The organism is Acetobacter aceti NBRC 14818 (assembly GCF_000193495.2).
In the GTDB taxonomy this organism is placed as follows: Bacteria; Pseudomonadota; Alphaproteobacteria; order Acetobacterales; family Acetobacteraceae; genus Acetobacter; species Acetobacter aceti.
Window position 1 is genome coordinate 1,910,437 of the sequence record NZ_AP023410.1, and the last position, 19,727, is coordinate 1,930,163.

Consider the following 19,727-nt stretch of genomic DNA (forward strand, 5'->3'; position numbering starts at 1 on the left):
TAAGAATGTCCGGCCAGACATTCTGAAAATCCCGCCGGATCTCAACGGAAATTTCTGTTTTCAGGAAAAACCCTGCTGAAACGGTGTGATAGGGCATCATCCGGGTAGAGGGGAGGCTCATAAAGCTGGACGCTTACCGCTCATCCTCTTTGGCCAGAGGCAGATTCGGCACCCCGTGGCGTCCCGGTCGCATGACCCAGAGACGGTCGCCACTCCATTGCCGGTCAGACAACGTCCTTACGCCCGAATCCGTCATCCAGACGGCCACAGCCCCTTCCCGCCAGACCGCAAACCGGTCGATGGTCGGCACACCCCGACAGGACGAGCGCGCCGGAGACACCGCCACAAAGAGATCCATTCCCTGACAGACCTCTGAGGGCAGAATGCTCTGACCATCTGTCGTATCTTCCACACGAAGCAGAACGGAATGTTTCCCACGCGTGAGAACGCACACACCCGCGGCTTCGTCCTCTCCACAGGTAAGGTCTCCGCTCGCCGTCTCGCCATGCAGCGGCAGGCTGACAATCGGACGAGCAAACGCCTGTTCCAGCGCCCTCCGCTCAAACCAGGCGTCACGGGACTGACCGCTCATTAGCAACTGATCGCCCTCACGCACCGCAATGAGTCCACCATCAGGCGTGATAACCACGTCCGGCAGGGAATGGAAAAACGGCGTGAGAAATCCGACAAGCATCGGTGCAATGCCGAGCAGTCGCCATGTCCGGCTCCACAGGCACAGCCAGCAAAGGCCGAAAAGAAACAGCGCCAGTCCCCAGCCGGGCGTCATCGGCACGGCGATCCGGGCTGCGGGCCAATGAGCCACCATATCGGCGAGCCAGATGATGCCATCCACGCCCCACCCCATGACATCCAGCGCCCAGCGTTCGAGGTGGACCGGCATCAGCAGAACAGCGAGCAATCCCGCCGGCATCACCCAGAGCGCCGTCATCGGGACGGCGAGCAGGTTGGCCACCACAAAGAATGGCTGGATCTCGCCAAAATGCGCCATGGAGACCGGAAGTGTCGCCGTGCCCGCCAACAGACTGGTCAAAGCAAGCGTCGTGACATGCACGAGAAAGCGGCGACTGACCGTTCCCTCACCGTGTAGCCGCCGCAGCGGAACCCTGAGCACTTCATAGCCTGCAATCAGCGCCATCACCGCTGCGAAGGACATCTGGAACGGTACGCCCAGAATCACTGCCGGACCGGTCAGCAGCAGGACCGTTGCTGCAACAGCCAGCCCGCGCATGGAGGCGGCATTTCGTCCCGTCACAAGCGCCAGCACGACCAGACAGGCCATGATCAGACTCCGCAGAGCCGGCAGATGCATGCCGGTCATCAACACATAGACCATGCCACCCAGCAGGCCGCAGATCACCGCGATTTCCTTGCACGGCCAGCGAAGCGCCGTCCATTCAATGGAGGCAAGGCCGTAGCGGACAGTCGTAACGACCAGACCCATCACGATCCCCAGATGCAGCCCCGCAACCGCCAGCAGATGCGACAGGCCGGATACCGAAAACGCCTCCCGGTCTTTCGGCGCAATGCCACCCGACAGGCCGACGAGAAGTGTGGAGGCGATCGCGCCGTCCGATCCGGGCAGCACAACAGCGATCCGGGCGGCGATCGTCTCACGCAGACGTTCGAGGGTTGTCGTGGCCGTGACCTTTCCACCATCCTCGACCAGTGTCGCGGCCCCTAGAGCCCGACCGGTTCCCGCTTCCCTGCCAAACCATGCCTCCCGTTGCAGGTCCCTCGCTCCGGGCATAACGGGAAAAGGGGGTGCTTCCAGCAAGGCACGGATGCGCAGATCATTTCCCGGTCCGAAAACCAGCGAATCGTCATCGCGCAGCCGGATACGCAGCGTCCGTTTCAGCGGCGCCATGCCTTCATCAAGCCATGTCTCGAAGCGCACATGAGACAGGGTGACGCGTCGTCCACCCGGCGCACCCTCAACGCGAGCAGGCAGCATATCCACTGCCTGAACATGGCCAGTCAGCATGACGGCACGTCGGGGCAGTTCCGGCATGGGCGGCGCGCGATGATTTTCGCTCCACGCCGCCAGAAAGCCGAGACTCAGGCACAGCAGCACGCAACCGGAAGCACGTCCTTCCAGCCGATGCCAGCCCATTATGAGGAGAGGAATAGCAAGAAGGCAGCCACCCAGAGCCCACCAGACCGCAGGCTCCGTGAGAGGCTGAAAATAGGTGAGAACACCAAGGGCGATGAAAACAGGCAGCCACAGTGGCAGTCTGTGACGTTCCGTGAGAAGCAGAGTCTGCAAGCGGGTCAGTGCGCCCTTCACCGGCTCGCTACTCCTGAAAAACAAAAAGCCCGCACTCTATGTGCAGGCTTTTAAGCTGGTCGCCAAGAGATGCCGACGGACAGCGCTATTCCACCGTCAGCACACTCCGCAGACTTCGTTTGCTCAGGGTTTGATGCGACGTCCTTCGGACGCACCGAAAAAGACGCAATGCGCGAAGAGATCTTCGGAATAGCCTTCAAGGTCGGGATTGGCGGCCAGATAGGCCTTGCCGTCAAACGCCGCGTTGGGATTGCGACCTTCGCGGAAGCCGTTCATCTGATAGTGTGTCGCCGGGTCGATACCTGCGCCCGCCACGTCCGGGTAAGTCTCAAGATACCACTCGGCATCGAAATACAGAGCTTCCGGCACGGGAGCGACCTTGACCGGAACAACGACCTCAACCGGCGTTTCCGCGGCTTCAACTTCAACCTCTGAAAGAAGATCTTCCTTACTGGCCCGGCTTTTTCTCGCTGTAGCTGTTCCACCCGAAGCCGTGGCGGACTTCGTTGCTGCTAACCGTGTTTTTCCTGCTTTCGCTGCCTTCATCACACTGGCTCGTGCCACGAACTCTTCTCCTTGGTTCACCGAAGCCTGTAAATCGGCCTAATAAAGTCGGAAATTTAACAATCTGGTCAGGAATGACAATGCAACAGAACACGAGAATTGCGTTAAAAATAGGACCCGAACGATTTATGTTTCTCCTTCTTTATTTCGGAATGTAATTCTCCTTGGCCAAACAACCTCTTCACCGTTTCGTCTGCCAGTCCTGTGGCGCAGTCTATCCCAAATGGTCCGGAAAGTGCGAAGCCTGTCATGAATGGAACACCATTGTTGAGGAAACGGTCGAACCGACCGCCTCGCGAGCCAGCAAATCCAAGCGACGCCTGACCTTTTCAGGTCTGGAAGGCAGCGCCGAACCGCCGGCGCGGATCGGAACCAGCATTGCCGAACTCGACCGCGTACTGGGAGGGGGGCTCGTTCCTGCATCGGTGGTTCTGGTGGGGGGTGATCCCGGCATCGGCAAATCAACATTGCTGCTCCAGACGGCCTGTCGGCTTTCGGCCACGGGGCAAAAAGTGATCTATATTTCAGGCGAAGAGGCCATCGAGCAGATCAGAATGCGGGCCAGACGGCTTGAACTGCACGCGCCAACACTGGAACTGGCTGCTTCCATCAATGTTTCCGACATCGCCGCGACCCTTGAAACCGACACGCCGCCGGGTCTCGTCATCATCGATTCGATCCAGACCATGTGGCTCGACACGATCGAAAGCGCTCCCGGCTCCGTCGCACAGGTCAGGGCCTGCGCCTTTGAGCTGATCCGTCTGGCAAAAAAACGTGGGTTTGCGCTGATTCTCGTCGGCCATGTGACAAAAGAGGGCGGTCTGGCCGGGCCGCGCGTGATGGAGCACATGGTTGATGCCGTGATGTATTTCGAAGGCGATCGCGGACACCAGTTCCGTATCCTTCGCGCCGCAAAAAACCGTTTCGGGGCGACCGATGAAATCGGCGTCTTCGCCATGACCGACCGCGGTCTTGTTGAAGTGCCGAATCCTTCCGCGCTATTTCTTGCCGAACGACACGGCAATATCGCCGGGTCCGCCGTGTTTGCCGGTCTGGAAGGCACGCGCCCCGTCCTGCTGGAAGTGCAGGCGCTGCTGTCCCCCAAGGCCGGTGACGGCAGTCCACGCCGCGCCGTGGTCGGCTGGGATACCGGACGGCTATCCATGCTGCTGGCCGTGCTTGAGGCCCGATGTGGGCTTAAACTGGCGGGCATGGATGTTTATCTGAATTTTGCCGGTGGTCTGCGCGTCACGGAACCCGCCGCCGATCTGGCCGCCGCCGCCGCCATCATCTCCGCCGCCACAGGCCAGCCCACCAGCGCAGGGTCGGTCTTTTTTGGCGAGATCGGTCTTTCCGGCGAGATCAGACAGGTGCCGCAATCTGATCTGCGTCTGCGAGAAGCCCAGAAACTCGGTTTCACCACCGCCGTTTCGCCACGGCGTGTGGCCCGGGGAGCCGCCCGCACAAAGCCGCCCGCCGGTCTGGAGTTACAGGAACTCGGACATCTTTCCAGTCTGGTGGCCGCGATGGGCGGAAATGGCACGCGGGAACCAGAAGAGGACTGAAGACGGATAAATAAAACACCGGTCTTCAGCGCATTTGCAGGAAGGATCGTTGTTTTCCAAAAAACAGCGATCCTTTCTACCTCTGGATTTTCCTATTTTTCCGCCGGAGCCTCATCGGAGCGGCGGATATCCGCCCGATCTGCAGGCGTCTCGATCCCGGTCTTGTTTGGCAAACCGATCACACGGACATAAATCCGCGTTGACGGAATGCCTGCGTTCATCAGAACGGCACGGATCACCAGCCCACGGCTCAGCGACATACGACGCGGACGAGACAGGTCATTGGGCACGCCACTGGCCGTGACATCGACGAGCGCCCTCACATCCGGATGCTCTTTCAGCATATTGGCGAACGCCAGAATGCCGTTTTTCGTTTCCGGATTGAGCTGGGCCGAATCCGCACCGAACGTCACCCGCAATCCGCCGCCGATGGGCAGCACGTCACCCTTGGCGTCTTTTGACGGCTGAGGATCGGGCGGAATCGGGAAAGGATGCAGTTCAACCGGGATCACGATCGGCGTCAGCACGGGCGGTGGTGGTGGAGCTGCCGGAATCGTTGCTGCCGGTGGCGGCTTGGCGGGTTTCGCTGCGGAAGACGCTGCCCTGGCCGTTGAGGCCGTAGGAGCCGCGTTCTGTGTCTCCGATTTAGTTGGAGCAGGAGATTTTCCGGTTTTCTGAACCGGGGCCGCCTGCCTGTGGACAGGTTTTTTCGCTGGTCCAGCCTCGGTTTTCGGCGTTTCCGGCGCAGCCCCACCCAGCGCACCGAGCGCCGACGTGTCCGTGGTGATCTGCGCGTGCGCCGTATCAGCCCCGCCAGCCGCCGCCAGTCCCGCAATCACCAGCACGCCGGTCATCGCCAGCAGACGACGGCCTTCGGGCTTATGAAAAGACTTTCTCAAACCACTCATGCAAAAAGGCCTCGGGACAACGTGGACCGGATGATCCTGCGGCAAACACTGCATAGCCCGGGATCACGGAAAACCGCCTTCGAGGATTGACTCGAAAAGTGGCAAACGAAAGATCAGGCGGCGGTCAGACCATCCACCACAATTTCCCGCAGCTTGCCGTGCATATGACCGTTGCCAGCCACGATCAGCACGTCATCGGGCAGATCATTCAGGTCGTTGCCATCCGGATCGGTGCAGTGACCACCTGCTTCACGCACCAGCAGGGCACCGGCAGCGCAATCCCACGGCTTGATGCCGAATTCCCAGTATCCTTCGTAACGGCCAGCGGCAACCCATGCCAGATCAAGAGCCGCCGCACCGAAGCGACGGATGCCCGCCACCTGCGGCATCAGCGTGCCCATGACGCGGGCAAATGGCAGGCGACGCTTCGGAGACACCTTGGCGAAAGGAATGCCGGTCGCAAACAGCGATTCCAGCATCTCGCGACGTGCCGAGACGCGGATGCGCCGGTCGTTCAGATAAGCGCCTACGCCCTTTTCCGCCCAGAACATCTCACCTGCTGCCGGGTTGTAGACCACAGCCGCGACCAACTCGATGGAACCGTCCGGAAGGCGACGCTGTAGGCCGATGGAAATCGCCCAGTGAGGAATGCCATGCAGGAAGTTGGTTGTTCCATCGAGCGGATCAACCACCCAGCGCCACGTCCAGTTGTCACCACCCGATTCGCCGCTCTCTTCCATCAGGAAGGCGTAGCCAGGACGTGTCCGCTCCAGCTCTTCCTTGAGAGTGCGCTCGGCGCGCAGATCGGCCTGCGACACGAAGTCACCCGGTCCCTTGATGCTGACCTGAAGCTGCTCGACCTCGTTGAAGTCACGCAGAAGACGCTTCGCTGCCTTTTCGGCGGCGGCCTGCATCACGGTCATTACGGGAGAAAGACGCATCGCCACGACATTTGATCCTGTAGGAAAGCGGAAATTGGAACCGCCGGGATTGGAAAACGCACCCGGCGATGGTCAGTGTCGGACGAAATCCCTCAGGACTTCGCACGCTCCACATAGCTGGCGTCATCCGTGCGGACCACGATGCGCTCGCCCGCCTCGATGAACGGCGGCACCATGGTCTTTACACCATTGGACAGCTTGGCAGGCTTGTAGGACGAGCTGGCCGTCTGGCCTTTCACCACCGGATCGGCCTCGATGATCTCGAGCGTCACCTGCGGCGGCAGCGTCACGGCAACCGGATCGCCTTCGACGAGGTTCAGGTTCAGCACCATGTTGTCCTGCAGGAACGGCGCCTGATCACCCAGCAACTCGACCGGGATCATGAACTGTTCGAATGTTTCCGGGTCCATGAGAACCAGCGTTTCACCATCGGTGTAGGAATAGTTGTATTCCTTGTCCTCGGTGATCAGACGCTCGACCGTATCAGCCGTACGCCAGCGCTCATTGGTCTTGTTGCCCGTCTTCAGGTCACGCATTTCAACCTGAATAAACGCGCCGCCCTTGCCTGGCGTGATGATCTGCTGCTTGAGAACCGTCCAGCGACGGCCGTCATGCTCAATGACCTGGCCCGCGCGGATCAGGTTTGCCTGCTGTTTCATAATTTATCCCTGAAGAAGGAAACACTGGGGATCAAAGGCGGGCTTCTACCCTTCGGACGGCTGAAGAGCAAGGTCAGACCAACGGTATTACCGCCTGACAGCTTTGCCGAATGGAATTGCCGGAACATATCCTGCATCCCTCAAAGGCCTGCCGTTTGAAATCCTGCACTCCGAAAAAAGAAGACAGCGAGTTGCGAACCCTGATGGACGTGCCTCGAAAATCGGGTGGTTCCACAGGTTTCAGTCAAACAGTCTATCAGCAGGCTCGCATCGCCACCTGAACAGGCGGGATGGTTTCCGCACGCGCCGATACCCGGCGGCCAAGACTGATGACCAGATCTCATCATATTGTATGAAAGTGTTTCTCACTGACGATTTACCCAATGCCGGTAAATATCGGGCAGGCGGGATTCGAACCCACGACCCCCAGTCCCCCAGACTGATGCGCTACCAGGCTGCGCTACTGCCCGTCAGTAATGAACGGCCACTCTCTAGCAGGCTTGCCGACCCTCCACAAGAGAGGTTCGACAGCATCCGCACGGCAAATGTAATCTACCGCTTCAATCGACCGTCAGGCTGGCCTTTACCTCAGCCAGCCGATGCAGAATATCTTCAAGACTTTTCCGCATCCGGTCATGCTCACTCTCGAGCTGTTCGTCGCGCACGGTTACCGTAACAATCTGCGGTTCCGGCTGCACGACGGGCGTGACTGGCAGCACTTCATCCTGCGGCGGAGGCACTTCCGGCCCAGACACCGTATCGGACACCGAGGCCTCAGTAGCCTTGCCGCTGACTTCCTCTTCCAGTCCTTCCGGCCCCTTTTCACGGAGAACGCGCTGAACACCCTTGATGGTGTAACCCTTGACGTAGAGCAGTGTCGCAATCTGCCGGAGCAGATCGACATCTTCCGGTCGGTAGTAGCGACGTCCACCACCCCGCTTCAGGGGACGGACCTGTTCAAACCGCGTTTCCCAGAAGCGCAGCACATGCTGCGGCACTTTCAGCTCATCAGCAACTTCACTGATGGTCCTGAAGGCCAGAGGCCCCTTACGTCCACGAATCTCGTCGTCTGCTTCCTGCGTGTCTGGCGCGGTTTCCGGGTTTTCTTCAATACTCATTCAGATGTACCGTTAACGGCTGCCCGCAGGATATGGCTGGGCCGGAAGGAAATTACAGACCGGGGAAGAATGGGAATCTCGACCCCGGTCTTGGGATTCCGACCACTGCGCTGGCCTTTCCGGCGCACCATGAAGGTGCCGAAGCCGCTGATCTTCACCGATTCCCCGGATTCAAGCGCAGTCGCCATTGTTTCAAGGACGGCTTCCAGCAACGCCACGGACTCACTCCGGGACAGGCCGACTTCCGTATAGATGTGTTCCGCCAGACTGGCGCGCGTTACCGTGCTCATGATTGCAGGGTAACATGCTGATACGGGCCGTCAATTATATCGTGCAGGAGAAAAATCGTCCGCCAAGATGAATTGGCGGACAGGACGAACGTCCTCAGATCCGGACCAGCGCCGATCCCCAGGTCAGTCCACCACCCAGCGCTTCCATCAGCACCAGATCGCCCCGTTTGATCCGTCCGTCACGCATCGCTTCATCCAGCGCCAGCGGAATGGACGCCGCCGAAGTGTTGGCATGGCGATCCACCGTGACCACCACCCTTTCCATCGGCATCTTCAGCTTGCGGGCAACGCCTTCGATGATCCGGATATTGGCCTGATGCGGCACCAGCCAGGACACATCGGACGCATCGAGGCCCGCACTTTCGAGCGCTTCATCCACCGAAGACGCCAGCTTCGCCACGGCGTGCCGGAAGACCTCCCGTCCGTTCATGCGCAGATGACCGGTGTGATCAGGCCGCCCAACAGCGCCGTCAACATACAGAATGTCGCCAGTCGAACCATCGGCGTGCAGGTGTGTGGAGAGAACGCCGCGCTCACCGGGATCGTCGCTCGCCTGAAGCACAACGGCTCCGGCGCCATCGCCGAACAGCACAGCCGTCCCACGATCAGACCAGTCGAGAATGCGGGAATAAACTTCACTGCCGATCACGACGACGCACTTCGCGTTACCGGCGCGGATGAACGCATCGGCCGTGGACAGCGCGTAGATGAAGCCACTACACGCAGCGGCGATATCGAATCCGAATCCGTTGGTCACACCAAGATCAGCGAGGACACGCACCGCTGTCGCCGGAAAAACCTGATCGGGTGTTGATGTCGCCACGATGACTGCACCGACATCAATCGAATCGATACCGGCAAAATCTAGCGCCCGCTGAGCTGCACGGGACGCCATGTAAACTGCGTTTTCCTGACCGTTGACGATATGCCGCTGACCAATGCCAGTGCGACCGCGAATCCATTCATCCGACGTATCGAGGCGCTCGGAGAGCTCATCATTAGTAACAATTTTCTCAGGGAGATAACTGCCAACGCCAACCAGCATGGAACGTATCGTCATCCGGCACACCTTCAGGACACGGGGGGCAATAACAACCCTCGCCCGCTGTCTTCAGTCACAGAAACCACGTAAAATTACTGAAAAACTATCAGCACAGACCACTGAGCCAGCCGTCATGCCACAGGCTGACGCTCCGCATCGGCAACAGACCGGCTGGCCGTCAGCGAGGACATGTTCCCCAGACGGACACGAATGCCTTCATTGAAATGATGCGTGACCATGTCCATCGCCACATCAACAGCCGATGCGAAGCCTTCCGCATCCGTGCCGCCATGTGACTTCACAACCACACCGTTCAGCCCGACAAAGACCGCCCCGTTATACCGGCGCGGATCAAGCCAGTCCTTCATGCGCTCCAGAGCCGGGCGGACAAGAAGATAGGCCAGACGACCGGCCAGACTGCTGGTAAACACCTGCCGGAACAGGCCGGACGCCATTTTCATGGTGCCCTCGCCTGTTTTCAGCGCCACATTTCCCGTGAAGCCATCCGTCACGACAATGTCCGTCGTGCCAGCCGTGATGTCATGCCCTTCGACAAAACCATGAAACTGCCCGGCAAGCGGGCTGTCTCTCAGCACGTCAGCGGCCTGACGCAGCTTTTCGTCGCCCTTCAGTTCCTCCGCCCCGACATTCAGCAGACCGATCGTGGGAGCAGGCAGACCAAGCACAGCCTTGGCGAAGGCTTCACCCATCACGGCGAATTCGACCAGATTACGCCAGTCGCATCCCACATTGGCCCCCAGATCCAGCATGACGACATCGCCCTTCATGCTGGGACTGATGGCCGCCATGGCGGGACGGGAAATACCGGGAAGCGTCTTGATGACGATCTTGGCAAGAGCCAGCATCGCACCGCTGTTTCCAGCCGATATGACACCGGCTGCTTCACCACTGGCCACTGCGTTCATAACTACGCGCAGGGATGAATCCTTCAGCCGCAACGCAGCCGTGGGTTTCATGTCCATGCTGACAGCAGCAGACGCATGCCGGATCGTGCAGATGGCGGCGGCTTTAGGATGCCGGGCAAGAAGCGGCTGAAGGCGTTTTTCGTCACCAACAAGCAGCACCCGGGCTCCCGGATGCCGATCCGCTGCGACAGCGAGACCCGCAACGACCATTTCAGGGCCCCCATCGCCTCCCATCGCATCAACAGCGAGGGAAAACGGTTCCGGACTCTGAGCAGTCTCTGCGGCGGAATGCTCGACTTCGTTCATGAATGCGATCCGGCTTTCATGAACGAAGAGCGTCTTGCCTCATCAGGGATACTGCTTGTCACCTTACCAACACCGCAATCAGGCGCGAACTGCAACTTTCAGGGCCTTACCGGCAGCGATCACTTCGCGACCATCATAATGACCACAATGGCTGCAGACGTGGTGCGGGCGCTTCAGCTCGCCGCAGTTGCCGCACTCGGCGTGGGCTTCAACCGTCAGGGCCTGATGGCTGCGACGCATACCACGGCGGGAAGGAGACGTTTTTCTTTTAGGTACAGCCATGGGTCCAAGCCCCTCCGAAATGATGGCATCCCGGAACCGCCGGGAGACGGAACCTGGACATAACTACAATTGAGGGCGGGGCTCTACCAGACCAGCCGCAGTTCCGCAAGGACCGATCGAAAACTGGCAGGCCCGCACGACGCGCAGACGTTCAAGAACCGTCGCGTTTCAGCTTCGCCAATGCAGCGAAGGGATTGGGGCGCTCCTCGACCTCTCCTTCTTCCTCCTGCCGGGAAATATCGTCCTCGGTCAGAATGGCCGCAGGCCGCGCCACGCCCGGCCTCCGGGGATAGGGATCAAGCGTGAGGGACAACTGTTCGACAGCGGCTTCACCCAGATCGATTACGTCACCATCGTAAGGGACATCGTCGATTTCATCCAGTTCACCGTTTTCATCGAACGATCCATCATGCTCGGACGCCGGAACGAATCGGATGACGAAGCGTTCTGCGATCACATCCTCGAACACTTCCAGAGTCAGCACACAGAGCTGGCTGAGCCGCGCCGTCATCGAACCGGTCGCCTGCACCGTATGCCCGGTCTGGGGGAACAGCTCATACCGGCATGTCAGACTCGCAACATCCGGCAGCCCAAGCCGCTGGGCGATCCGCGCGCACTCGGCTTCAGTCGCGGTCACCGAGATTTCACGGGGAGAGTCGGCGGACGCACCGCGCAATGTTCTCACAAGAACGGGGCGGGAAAATTCGGAAACTCCGGAAGCAGTCACTCTATACAGTCCTTTCCCGACACAAAGCCCGATCATAACGCCAACAGTGTGGCAGAAAACACTCTATCGGACACCCGTTCCTTGTGCTTTAACGGCAAGAATATTTACCGGGTCCATTCGTGGAGAGAACAGACTACCGTCATGTCAAAACGCCAGCCCTTCTCCCGGACTGAATCACGGCCAGCAGCAGCTCGGCGTAGCAGACAGGCCCTCATGGCTCTGGGTCTGACGGGCGGGCTGTTCCTCCTGTCGGGCTGTTCGTTCCTCGAAAACTCGCCCATGCCGCGCGGTTCGCTCATCGAGGCCGACGATTACAACCAGCTCAAGCCCGGTGTGAGCAATCGCGCCGACGCGCTCGATCTGCTCGGTTCGCCAACCTCCAAGGCGACCTTCGACGACAACACCTGGATCTATGTGTCGATGATGACGGCGCCGACCCCGGCGAACTTTCCGCACGTCACGAAGCAGCAGGTCGTCGTCCTGAATTTCGATCAGGCCGGGACGCTCCGCTCCCTCCGGACGCTGGGACCGAAGGACGCCAAACATCCGGGCATGGTCGGCGACAAGACCCCGACGCCGGGCACCAAGATCAACATTCTTCAGGAAATCATCGGCAACGTCGGGCGCTACAACCCGATGCAGGGCATGATGAACAACAGCTCCTTCGGCGGCGGCAACGGTGGAAGTGGAATGGGCGGCATGAGCGCTGGCCCGGGTCATGGTGGCGCGGGCAACAGTCTGCCCTGATCCTTACCTAGCCTCTCTGCTGAATGGAACGAACGGCGTCTGTTCAGCGCGGCAGAGTGATATGCACATTCAGTCCGCCCTGTGGACTTTCTCCCAGCTGGATATCGCCACCATGCGCCCGCACGATGTCACGGACAATCGTCAGGCCCAGCCCTGTTCCGCCCTTCTTGCTGCTTGAAAACGCACGGAAAACTTCCTCCCTGCGCTCAGGCGGAATACCCGGCCCATCGTCATCCACATCAATGATGATGCTGCGTCCTTCCTGACGCCCTGAAAGCCATATGGCGGCGTTGAGGCGACGGGCATTCTCCAGAACATTGCTCAACATGCGCCGCATCGCATCCGGACGCGCTTCAATGATCAGCCCCGGTTCGCAGGTCACTGCGTTGACCCGCCCCCCGGCACGCACGATGGCGGCAGCAACGTCCTCCAGCAGCACGGCGACATCCAGCTTTTCCGGTACTTCTGCCCCCTCGCCGCGAGCGAAAGAGAGATAGCTTTCGATCAGTCGCTCCATCTCAGCAACATCACCGATCATGTCATGCACATCATCCCGCAAGTGTCCGGCATCCACCATGCCAGACTGAGGAAACATGGCGAGAGAGAGCCTCAATCGGGTCAGGGGCGTCCGCAAATCATGCGACACACCCGCCAGCACGGCGGTGCGCTGCATGACGAATCGGGAAATCCGTTCCTGCATGCGGTTGAACGCCACGGCAGCCTTCCGGACCTCGCGGGCTCCCTCCGGCCTGATGGGACCAACGTCCCGGCCCAGACCGAACTGCTCGGCAGCCCTTGCCAGACGCCTCACGGCCCGGACCTGATTCTGCATGAAGAGCGCCGCCACAGCGAACAGCAGCAGTGAACTGCCCAGAGCCCAGAATACGAAAAGCCAGATCTGACCGACATCCAGCCGCTTGCGCGGTGCGTCGATCTTCATGACACCGTCCGGGAGCTGGATCAGAATGAACACGTGGCGTTCATCGGTCAGCCAGTCCACAAAAAACGGATAGGAAATGAAGGCCTGAAGCGTGCGGACGAGGTCCTCATCCATCGGCCCGACGACATGCGTCGAACCGAATTTCGTCAGCTTCGCATTCTGATGCCATTCCACAATGAGCTGGGTGCGTGACCGGACCTGTCTGGTCAGCCAGGCCCGGTCGGCGCGCGTCTGATAACGCTCCAGAAAATCCAGCGACAGGCTGATTTCGGAAACCACGCTTTCGGACATGCGCCGCGACATCACGTGCAGGTAGTTGCCGTAAAACAGTTCCAGCGCGATTCCCTGCGTGACCAGCAGAGGGATCAGCACAATCAGCAGGGACCGTCCCAGGAAGGAATTCGGCAGGACACGCCTTACCGACCGGTCGAGCCGGCCGTCACCCCAGAATGAGCGCCATCCGCGCATGACCGGCGTCAGATTCCCGGCTTCAGCATGTAACCCTTGCCACGAAGCGTGTGCAGATAACGCGGCTCACGCGGGTCCACCTCGATCCGACGCCGCAGACGCGTCACCTGCACGTCAACCGCGCGCTCCCCGATTTCGGCCATATCCAGCGCGTTCGCGATATCCTCCCGCGACAGCACCTCGTTGGGATGGCGGGACAGAACCGCCAGCAGGGCCGCCTCGCCGCCCGTCAGATGCACAACGCCTTCGGGGCCGGAGAGAATGCCTCTGTTGGGATCGAATTCGAGCGTCCCCAGCCGAACGATTCGCAGATTATCCGATGGCGGTGGCGGCGCATGTTTGCGCAGATGGGCTTTCAGACGCAGCAGCAGTTCACGCGGCTCGAACGGTTTACCGAGATAATCATCCGCTCCGGCCTCAAGACCGGTAATGCGATCTTCTGCTTCTCCCCGGGCGGTGAGAAGCAGGATGGGAATGTCCAGCCCCTGCCCGCGCAGGGATTTTGTCAGCTCCAGACCGTCTTCGCCGGGCATGGTGACATCCAGAACCAGCGCATCAGGCAGCATGAAGCCCAGCGCCTGCCTTGCCTCGGCGGCAGAGGCCGCGCCGGTGACCCGGAAGCCGTTTTCCTTGAGATAGCGCTGGAGCAGCCGCCGCAGACGGGCGTCATCGTCCACCACCAGCACATGGGTCGTACTGTTGTCCTCCTCAGAAGCCAGGGCAGCATCATCTCTGCCGGCTTTCTGTGTTGCCTCACTGGCCATCCCGTCGTGCTCCCCTCACTGCTTCTTTGGTCTGCCTTTCCCGTCGGGCAAGAAAGGCGCGACTATCCTTGGACAGCATCCCCTGCAGGACCTGCCGGAAACCCTGCACGGCATTGCCTCCCGCTTCCCGATAGGCCGCCACCATACGTTCGCGCTGCACGGCGAAAAGCTGCGCTTCGATTTCTGCGCCATCGTCGGTCAGGAAGAGAAAGCGTTGCCGTCGGTCCTGTCGCCCCTGTTCAATCCGAACAAAGGCGCGATCCTGCAACTCGGTCAATGTGCGTGCGAGGCTCTGCTTCGTGACACCCAGAACGCCCTGCAACTCTCCCACGGTCAGTCCGGGCTGGAACGCCAGCATCTGCAGGGCCCTGTGCTGGGCCACACCAAGACCGAACTGTGTCAGAACGGGTGATACCGCCTGTCCCATATCGAGCCAGACCAGCAGCATCAGTTCCTGCGCGAGTCTGATCTGCTGCTCCCGAAGGAACAGGACGCCATCGCCTGCGACAGTCTCACCACCGGTGCGGGCTTCGACAAATCGTTTCACGCTGGCCGTAGATCTTTGGGGCGGAACAAACGCTGTTTCAACTCACCAAGACGGCGGGTGCGGGCCAGTCCGGCGTCAAGGATCTGCTCCACCTTATGACGATCCGCGCCACCCAGCCACGCCAGAAACGTCGGAACGTAAATGCCGGTGAGGCTGATCCTTTTCGTAGCCCATGTCACGCCGCCGGACATGTCTTCAGACGCATCCCAGATGGCGTTCACTGTGCGCGCCAGAATACGGGCCGATGTTTTTCCGGCACAGGGAGAAAGCAGCATAGTCGCGGCACGGCGTTCCGCCGCCCGGTAAGGTTCCAGAATATCCAGCCGTTCCAGAACAGCCCTGCGGACTTTCTGGCTGAGACGGGGGCATTCGCCTTCATCAATGGCCAGCAGCACACGTTCGGTCATTTCACGATCAACCAGATCGGCCCAGGCTTCCAGAAGCTCGGTGCGGCCATTGGGGAACAGGAGATCGGCATCCGCTCCCGCCACTTCCTTCAGCGCGGCCAGTGTCCAGCCCTTCTCTCCGGCGACTGCCGCCAGCGCTTTCAACGCCTGATCCCGTTCCACAGAATGCTCAATGGATGGCGGCGTCATTCCCTGAAGCAGCCCGTAGCCCGCGCCTGCTGCAAACTGAAGAATCCTGTCCCTGCCACTCATTGCTCATTGCGTCCCAAAATAATGTCCGGCGTCAGAAACCGGTTAGCTTCCGTATCAAAGCCCATCAGACCGAGGTCTGTCATCCGCATCGGGTAAAGAACACCATCCAGATGATCCGTCTCGTGCTGGATCACGTTTGCGTGGAATCCCTGAGCGATCCCGGAAACAGGAGCTCCTGTCCGGTCGATTCCCTGATATCGAACCCGCGCATACCGGGGAACCCAGCCGCGCAGACCCGGAATGGACAGACACCCTTCCATCCTCAGACGGACTTCCTCGTCAAGCGGCTCAATCACCGGATTGACCAGCACCTGTATACCATCAGGCGACTGCTCCCCTTCCTCAAGACGGGTGGGCGGCACATAATAGACGAAAATTCTTTTCGAAACATGCACTTGAGGCGCTGCAAGGCCGACACCACCAGCGTCGCGCATGGTCTCGATCATATCGTCAATCAGGGTCTGCACGACCGGATCGGCAACATTTTCCACCAGTTCGGCTGGCTTCAGCAGGACCGGATGCCCCATGCGTGCGATCTTCAGTAATGTCATGCTCACCCTCTCCTGAATCGTCCGTCAGGATACGCCGCATTGCGATATGACAGAAACGCCGTTCTTTCTGATGCTGCGATCCACGGATTCGTTTGTCTTTTCCTGCGGGCGTGTGTTAAGGACGCGACCAACTCAGAGGCGAGGCTTCCGTGTGGAGTCGCGCTCACCCTATAGAAACTCATGAACCCAGCATGACCGAGGTCAGCAGGTTCTTTCGGGAGACGACCAGCCAGTGCAGGTTCTCGTTCGCGACAACAATGTCGATCAGGCTCTTAAGGCACTCAAGAAGAAGATGCAGCGTGAAGGGCTTTTCCGTGAAATGAAGCTCCGCCGCCACTATGAGAAGCCTTCAGAGCGTCGCGCTCGTGAAGCAGCGGAAGCTGTGCGTCGCGCCCGCAAGATGGAGCGCAAGCGTATCGAGCGCGAAGGCTTCTGATCGAGCTTCGCCTTTACGCAAGGAAAACCGGCTTTCGCAGGAAAGCCGGTTTTTTTATGCCTGAAGTCTGCGGCCTCTTTCACCTTACATTCACTCTTCCCGTTTTGAATGCGGCGCACCACTGCATCCAGACGAGACTCCGATGGCAGACCTGAGTGATGAGGATGAAAGACTTCTGCAACAGGAAGCCGGTCTTACCCCGGAAACCATTCGGACAATCGCGGCCCTCGGCTTTACGCTGACACGCACGGCCTCTCTTTTAAGCTACATCAAGGAACTGGCTGACGAAGCTGAGCAGCGCCGCATCCCGACACATACAGCCAGTGATCCATCTTGAACACTAAACCGCTCGCGTCGTCGTAATTCGCGCCTGCGATGTTATTCTATGACATCTGCCATCTTCACGATCGTTGCTGACATCTTGTCTCAGAGGCAGGACGATGGTGTCAGAAGACTGTTTCAGGCGGCTCTTTGTAAAAAATTAAGCGCTTGAAACTGCGCATTCGCCCTGAGCTCTCTGTGGAGGGTAAAGCATTCATCCGACACGCGGACAGCCTTGATTTCAACCCTCGTGAGGGGCTGGCTTTGCGCTAATGTTTCAGTCGGCATCATTCATCCAGATCTTGGCGACGTGTATCCAGACACATGTTCGATTATTTCCGCTGCGTTCAGGCCAGAAAAGATCCAAAGAACAGGTTCCTCGACCGGTTTTGGAGCAAGGCCGCACGAAACAGCCGTTCCAGCAGAGAATGTACCAGCGAAACCGATCATTCCCCCGAAAGAGGGGGCTTGACCTGACGCCAACTCCCCCCAACTGTTCAGACACACCTATTACCAAGGACAACGTACATGAGCGAAAACACCGTTGCGGTCAGCGACACCACCTTCGAGACCGATGTTCTGAAGGCTTCCGGGCCGGTTCTGGTCGATTTCTGGGCAGAATGGTGTGGTCCCTGCAAGATGATCGCACCGGCACTGGATGAAATCGGAGCAGAGTTCAAAGGTCAGCTGAAGGTGGCCAAGGTCAACATCGACGAGAACCCTCTGACGCCAAACACGTTTGGTGTTCGCGGTATCCCGACCCTGATCCTGTTCAAGGACGGCAAGCCGGTGGAAACAAAAGTCGGCGCGCTCCCCAAGAGCCAGCTGAAAGACTGGGTCAAGGGACTGATCTGACCCTCATATCAGCCGGGGAGTTTCTCTCCGGCTTTTTCAGGAATTTTCATCAAATACAAGGACTTACTTAAATTTCTAGCCCTTGGCTGATCTTTCGGCGCATACACATTCAGCAAAAGATTTTCTGCCGGCGTCTACCCCAGAACCAACCATTTCCAACATGTCGGTTTTAACGAGGCTTTTATTTCCCTGTAAGATTCAGGCCCGCTCCTGAACGCAATCATACCTGTATTTACAGACGATTCCGCACAACAGCCGAGGCAATTACCGCCTCAGGTAGGCAACAACGTCCTGGAACGCGGCTTTACTGACGAAGTCGTTTTTGCGGCAGCGTTACCTGATCTGGTTTTTCTGGAAGCCGCTGCACTCTGTTGGGTCGGCTTGCGTGAGCCACGCTTACGGATAGAGGGCGCAGCTTCGGCAGAGGGTGAAAGTCCACTGACCTGCTCAATCAGATCCTCATAACGCATAAGATAGTCATTAAGACACAGCGTCGCTTCTGCCTGAGCACGCGCGCCTTCCCGCAAAATTTTTGCCTGCTTGCTGTTGTCCAGCAACGTCAGGACAGCATCAGCGATCTTCTGCGGCTGCAGGAATGGGGCAAGCAGACCCGTGCTTCCATCTTCAATGAATTCACGAACGGGATCCGTGTCGCTGCCTACAATCGCGCAGCCCATTGCCATGGCCTCCCGCAAAGACCAGGACGCAACAAACGGATAGGTCAGATAGACGTGCGCGTCAGAGCGTTTCAGCAGAGCACGGAATTCATCATAAGCAACCTTGCCGACAAAGTGGACACGATCGAGATCAATCTGCCCCTGAAGTTCGGAAAGCATGTATTGCCGCCAGGTCGTATGCGCCAGCCGGGCACCGTAACTGACACTGTCGCCACCGACCAGGACGACACGGGCCTTGGGGCATTCCTTCAGAATGCGCGGCAGCGACCGCATGAAAACATGGAAACCACGATAAGGCTCCAGATCTCTGGCGACATAAGTGACCAGACGGTCCTTGGGAGAAATCGTCACGTCCTTGACGTGCAGCGTATGCCGGGCAGCCTTGGGATCAGGGCAGCACAGATCGAGATCGACGCCTTCACGCAAGACGGAAATCTTGTCGAGCGCCCACGACGGGTAGGTACTGCGCTGAAACAGGGTCGGCGTCTGGCCCCAGCCGGGATTGTTCAGTGCCACCAGATTGACGGCATTCTTCGCCCGGATGCGTGGCAGCATGTCTGGTACTGTCGGAAACTCAGGATCGAAGCCCACATCAAACCCATCGGAATGATAGAAAAATTCGAAATATCCGAGAATTGGAGAAGTCGGGAAAATATCCTGCAGGTTGAGAAGCTCACCCCAGCCGTGATGGCCAATGATGATATCGGGAATGAAGCCCAGATCCTTCAATGTCGAGGCTGCCTGCGCCACTGCGTCGGCCCGGCTCAGAGCCAGGGCGAATTCACGGGCGCCGGAATGGGTCGCTTCTGGCGGATCGACCGGCTTCCGATAGATAACGCGGCGCACGCCAGAAATGACGTTCTCGTTGCTCTCACTGATGAAGACGACTTCATGAGCGCCCGACTGGATCAAATGACGGACAATGTGCAGGAACTGTCCGGGAAAATTCTGGTGAATAAAAAGAAATTTCAAGACACATATCCATTTACGAAAAATGTCGGCGATCGGTTCCTGATAGCGGCCGACGTTACCGGAATTTGTGTACAGGAGATCCTGAAATCAAATCTGACCTCATGCCGAAAACCATGGCAAGTGTATGTGAGGAGCAGAAACCCCTCTCCTCACATAC

22 protein-coding genes and 1 tRNA gene are annotated in these 19,727 nt (G+C 58.9%); 5 read left to right on the forward strand and 18 right to left on the reverse strand.

The features are described from left to right. Positions 1-133: 133 nt before the first annotated feature. Positions 134-2,305 (reverse strand): ComEC/Rec2 family competence protein, encoded by a 2,172-nt coding sequence (locus tag EMQ_RS08685; RefSeq protein ID WP_010667058.1) that lies wholly within the window; start codon positions 2,303-2,305, stop codon positions 134-136. Between the two features lie 123 nt (positions 2,306-2,428). Continuing rightward, complete coding sequence (locus EMQ_RS08690; protein ID WP_231367968.1) at positions 2,429-2,869, reverse strand: hypothetical protein; 441 nt, start codon at positions 2,867-2,869, stop codon at positions 2,429-2,431. Positions 2,870-3,033: 164 nt separating this feature from the next. Here EMQ_RS08690 and radA point away from each other — a divergent pair, with 164 nt between their 5' ends. Next, the gene (gene radA / locus EMQ_RS08695) at positions 3,034-4,434 is read left to right on the forward strand and encodes a DNA repair protein RadA (RefSeq protein WP_018308159.1); all 1,401 of its coding nucleotides are present in this window, start codon (positions 3,034-3,036) and stop codon (positions 4,432-4,434) included. A 92-nt stretch (positions 4,435-4,526) separates the two neighbouring features. Here the strand turns inward: radA and EMQ_RS08700 are convergent, their stop codons facing one another. The 10 genes from EMQ_RS08700 to EMQ_RS08745 form a co-directional block, all read right to left on the reverse strand. Beyond that, a complete protein-coding gene (locus tag EMQ_RS08700; protein WP_018308158.1) occupies positions 4,527-5,342 on the reverse strand; it encodes an OmpA family protein in 816 nt (271 codons plus the stop codon). 113 nt (positions 5,343-5,455) lie between these two features. Next, positions 5,456-6,283, reverse strand: coding sequence for an inositol monophosphatase family protein (locus EMQ_RS08705; protein WP_010666200.1), 828 nt, complete (start codon positions 6,281-6,283; stop codon positions 5,456-5,458). Positions 6,284-6,375: 92 nt separating this feature from the next. Continuing rightward, positions 6,376-6,942, reverse strand: a complete 567-nt coding sequence (efp, locus tag EMQ_RS08710; protein WP_010666201.1) for an elongation factor P — start codon at positions 6,940-6,942, stop codon at positions 6,376-6,378. A 396-nt stretch (positions 6,943-7,338) separates the two neighbouring features. Further along, a tRNA-Pro gene (locus EMQ_RS08715) sits at positions 7,339-7,412 on the reverse strand. Positions 7,413-7,502: 90 nt separating this feature from the next. After that, positions 7,503-8,060 (reverse strand): MerR family transcriptional regulator, encoded by a 558-nt coding sequence (locus EMQ_RS08720; RefSeq protein ID WP_010666203.1) that lies wholly within the window; start codon positions 8,058-8,060, stop codon positions 7,503-7,505. Next, positions 8,057-8,350: an integration host factor subunit alpha gene (locus EMQ_RS08725; RefSeq protein ID WP_010666204.1), complete on the reverse strand. Its 294-nt coding sequence runs from the start codon at positions 8,348-8,350 to the stop codon at positions 8,057-8,059. The genes EMQ_RS08720 and EMQ_RS08725 overlap by 4 nt, the downstream gene beginning before the upstream one ends. Positions 8,351-8,444: 94 nt before the next feature. Further along, on the reverse strand, positions 8,445-9,410 hold the full coding sequence (locus tag EMQ_RS08730) for a beta-ketoacyl-ACP synthase III (RefSeq protein WP_026200125.1): 966 nt from the start codon (positions 9,408-9,410) through the stop codon (positions 8,445-8,447). Positions 9,411-9,523: 113 nt separating this feature from the next. Continuing rightward, positions 9,524-10,624: a phosphate acyltransferase PlsX gene (plsX, locus tag EMQ_RS08735; RefSeq protein ID WP_010666206.1), complete on the reverse strand. Its 1,101-nt coding sequence runs from the start codon at positions 10,622-10,624 to the stop codon at positions 9,524-9,526. Positions 10,625-10,702: 78 nt separating this feature from the next. Then, a complete protein-coding gene (rpmF, locus tag EMQ_RS08740; RefSeq protein ID WP_010666207.1) occupies positions 10,703-10,906 on the reverse strand; it encodes a 50S ribosomal protein L32 in 204 nt (67 codons plus the stop codon). Positions 10,907-11,057: 151 nt separating this feature from the next. Beyond that, a complete protein-coding gene (locus EMQ_RS08745; protein ID WP_010666208.1) occupies positions 11,058-11,633 on the reverse strand; it encodes a YceD family protein in 576 nt (191 codons plus the stop codon). 213 nt (positions 11,634-11,846) lie between these two features. On the opposite strand from EMQ_RS08745, the gene EMQ_RS08750 reads away from it, so the two are divergent. After that, positions 11,847-12,380, forward strand: a complete 534-nt coding sequence (locus tag EMQ_RS08750; RefSeq protein WP_010666209.1) for an outer membrane protein assembly factor BamE — start codon at positions 11,847-11,849, stop codon at positions 12,378-12,380. Positions 12,381-12,423: 43 nt separating this feature from the next. Here the strand turns inward: EMQ_RS08750 and EMQ_RS08755 are convergent, their stop codons facing one another. Genes EMQ_RS08755 through def form a run of 5 tightly spaced genes read right to left on the reverse strand, consistent with a single transcriptional unit; the run spans position 12,424 to position 16,309 of the window. Then, positions 12,424-13,788: a sensor histidine kinase gene (locus EMQ_RS08755; RefSeq protein WP_010666210.1), complete on the reverse strand. Its 1,365-nt coding sequence runs from the start codon at positions 13,786-13,788 to the stop codon at positions 12,424-12,426. Between the two features lie 8 nt (positions 13,789-13,796). Further along, positions 13,797-14,552 carry a response regulator gene (locus tag EMQ_RS08760; protein ID WP_010666211.1) on the reverse strand — a complete coding sequence of 252 codons (756 nt, stop codon included), beginning with the start codon at positions 14,550-14,552 and terminating at the stop codon, positions 13,797-13,799. After that, positions 14,542-15,099, reverse strand: a complete 558-nt coding sequence (locus tag EMQ_RS08765) for a MarR family transcriptional regulator (protein WP_010666212.1) — start codon at positions 15,097-15,099, stop codon at positions 14,542-14,544. Before EMQ_RS08765 ends, EMQ_RS08760 begins: the two co-directional genes overlap by 11 nt. Continuing rightward, complete coding sequence (locus tag EMQ_RS08770) at positions 15,096-15,758, reverse strand: ubiquinone biosynthesis protein COQ9 (protein WP_010666213.1); 663 nt, start codon at positions 15,756-15,758, stop codon at positions 15,096-15,098. The genes EMQ_RS08765 and EMQ_RS08770 overlap by 4 nt, the downstream gene beginning before the upstream one ends. Further along, positions 15,755-16,309 (reverse strand): peptide deformylase, encoded by a 555-nt coding sequence (def, locus tag EMQ_RS08775; RefSeq protein WP_010666214.1) that lies wholly within the window; start codon positions 16,307-16,309, stop codon positions 15,755-15,757. The genes EMQ_RS08770 and def overlap by 4 nt, the downstream gene beginning before the upstream one ends. Before the next feature lie 232 nt (positions 16,310-16,541). Here def and rpsU point away from each other — a divergent pair, with 232 nt between their 5' ends. The 3 genes from rpsU (at position 16,542) to trxA (ending at position 17,921) form a co-directional block, all read left to right on the forward strand. Continuing rightward, the gene (rpsU, locus tag EMQ_RS08780; RefSeq protein WP_010666215.1) at positions 16,542-16,745 is read left to right on the forward strand and encodes a 30S ribosomal protein S21; all 204 of its coding nucleotides are present in this window, start codon (positions 16,542-16,544) and stop codon (positions 16,743-16,745) included. A 142-nt stretch (positions 16,746-16,887) separates the two neighbouring features. Then, on the forward strand, positions 16,888-17,082 hold the full coding sequence (locus tag EMQ_RS08785) for a hypothetical protein (RefSeq protein WP_010667482.1): 195 nt from the start codon (positions 16,888-16,890) through the stop codon (positions 17,080-17,082). A 512-nt stretch (positions 17,083-17,594) separates the two neighbouring features. Further along, positions 17,595-17,921 carry a thioredoxin TrxA gene (gene trxA / locus EMQ_RS08790; RefSeq protein ID WP_010667480.1) on the forward strand — a complete coding sequence of 109 codons (327 nt, stop codon included), beginning with the start codon at positions 17,595-17,597 and terminating at the stop codon, positions 17,919-17,921. Positions 17,922-18,193: 272 nt separating this feature from the next. On the opposite strand, the gene EMQ_RS08795 is transcribed toward trxA, so the two are convergent. Further along, positions 18,194-19,570: a glycosyltransferase family 4 protein gene (locus tag EMQ_RS08795; RefSeq protein WP_018308155.1), complete on the reverse strand. Its 1,377-nt coding sequence runs from the start codon at positions 19,568-19,570 to the stop codon at positions 18,194-18,196. Positions 19,571-19,727 lie beyond the last annotated feature (157 nt).

What these genes read in the sequence shown, in the direction of transcription:
- EMQ_RS08725 (WP_010666204.1), bottom strand. Translation starts at nt 8,350, where the DNA reads ATGAGCACGGTAACGCGCGCCAGTCTGGCGGAACACATCTATACGGAA.
- EMQ_RS08755 (WP_010666210.1), bottom strand. Translation starts at nt 13,788, where the DNA reads ATGCGCGGATGGCGCTCATTCTGGGGTGACGGCCGGCTCGACCGGTCG.
- def (WP_010666214.1), bottom strand. Translation starts at nt 16,309, where the DNA reads ATGACATTACTGAAGATCGCACGCATGGGGCATCCGGTCCTGCTGAAG.
- EMQ_RS08720 (WP_010666203.1), bottom strand. Translation starts at nt 8,060, where the DNA reads ATGAGTATTGAAGAAAACCCGGAAACCGCGCCAGACACGCAGGAAGCA.
- EMQ_RS08730 (WP_026200125.1), bottom strand. Translation starts at nt 9,410, where the DNA reads ATGACGATACGTTCCATGCTGGTTGGCGTTGGCAGTTATCTCCCTGAG.
- EMQ_RS08700 (WP_018308158.1), bottom strand. Translation starts at nt 5,342, where the DNA reads ATGAGTGGTTTGAGAAAGTCTTTTCATAAGCCCGAAGGCCGTCGTCTG.
- EMQ_RS08750 (WP_010666209.1), top strand. Translation starts at nt 11,847, where the DNA reads ATGGCTCTGGGTCTGACGGGCGGGCTGTTCCTCCTGTCGGGCTGTTCG.
- plsX (WP_010666206.1), bottom strand. Translation starts at nt 10,624, where the DNA reads ATGAACGAAGTCGAGCATTCCGCCGCAGAGACTGCTCAGAGTCCGGAA.
- EMQ_RS08785 (WP_010667482.1), top strand. Translation starts at nt 16,888, where the DNA reads ATGGCAGACCTGAGTGATGAGGATGAAAGACTTCTGCAACAGGAAGCC.
- EMQ_RS08760 (WP_010666211.1), bottom strand. Translation starts at nt 14,552, where the DNA reads ATGGCCAGTGAGGCAACACAGAAAGCCGGCAGAGATGATGCTGCCCTG.
- EMQ_RS08705 (WP_010666200.1), bottom strand. Translation starts at nt 6,283, where the DNA reads ATGCGTCTTTCTCCCGTAATGACCGTGATGCAGGCCGCCGCCGAAAAG.
- EMQ_RS08770 (WP_010666213.1), bottom strand. Translation starts at nt 15,758, where the DNA reads ATGAGTGGCAGGGACAGGATTCTTCAGTTTGCAGCAGGCGCGGGCTAC.
- trxA (WP_010667480.1), top strand. Translation starts at nt 17,595, where the DNA reads ATGAGCGAAAACACCGTTGCGGTCAGCGACACCACCTTCGAGACCGAT.
- efp (WP_010666201.1), bottom strand. Translation starts at nt 6,942, where the DNA reads ATGAAACAGCAGGCAAACCTGATCCGCGCGGGCCAGGTCATTGAGCAT.
- rpmF (WP_010666207.1), bottom strand. Translation starts at nt 10,906, where the DNA reads ATGGCTGTACCTAAAAGAAAAACGTCTCCTTCCCGCCGTGGTATGCGT.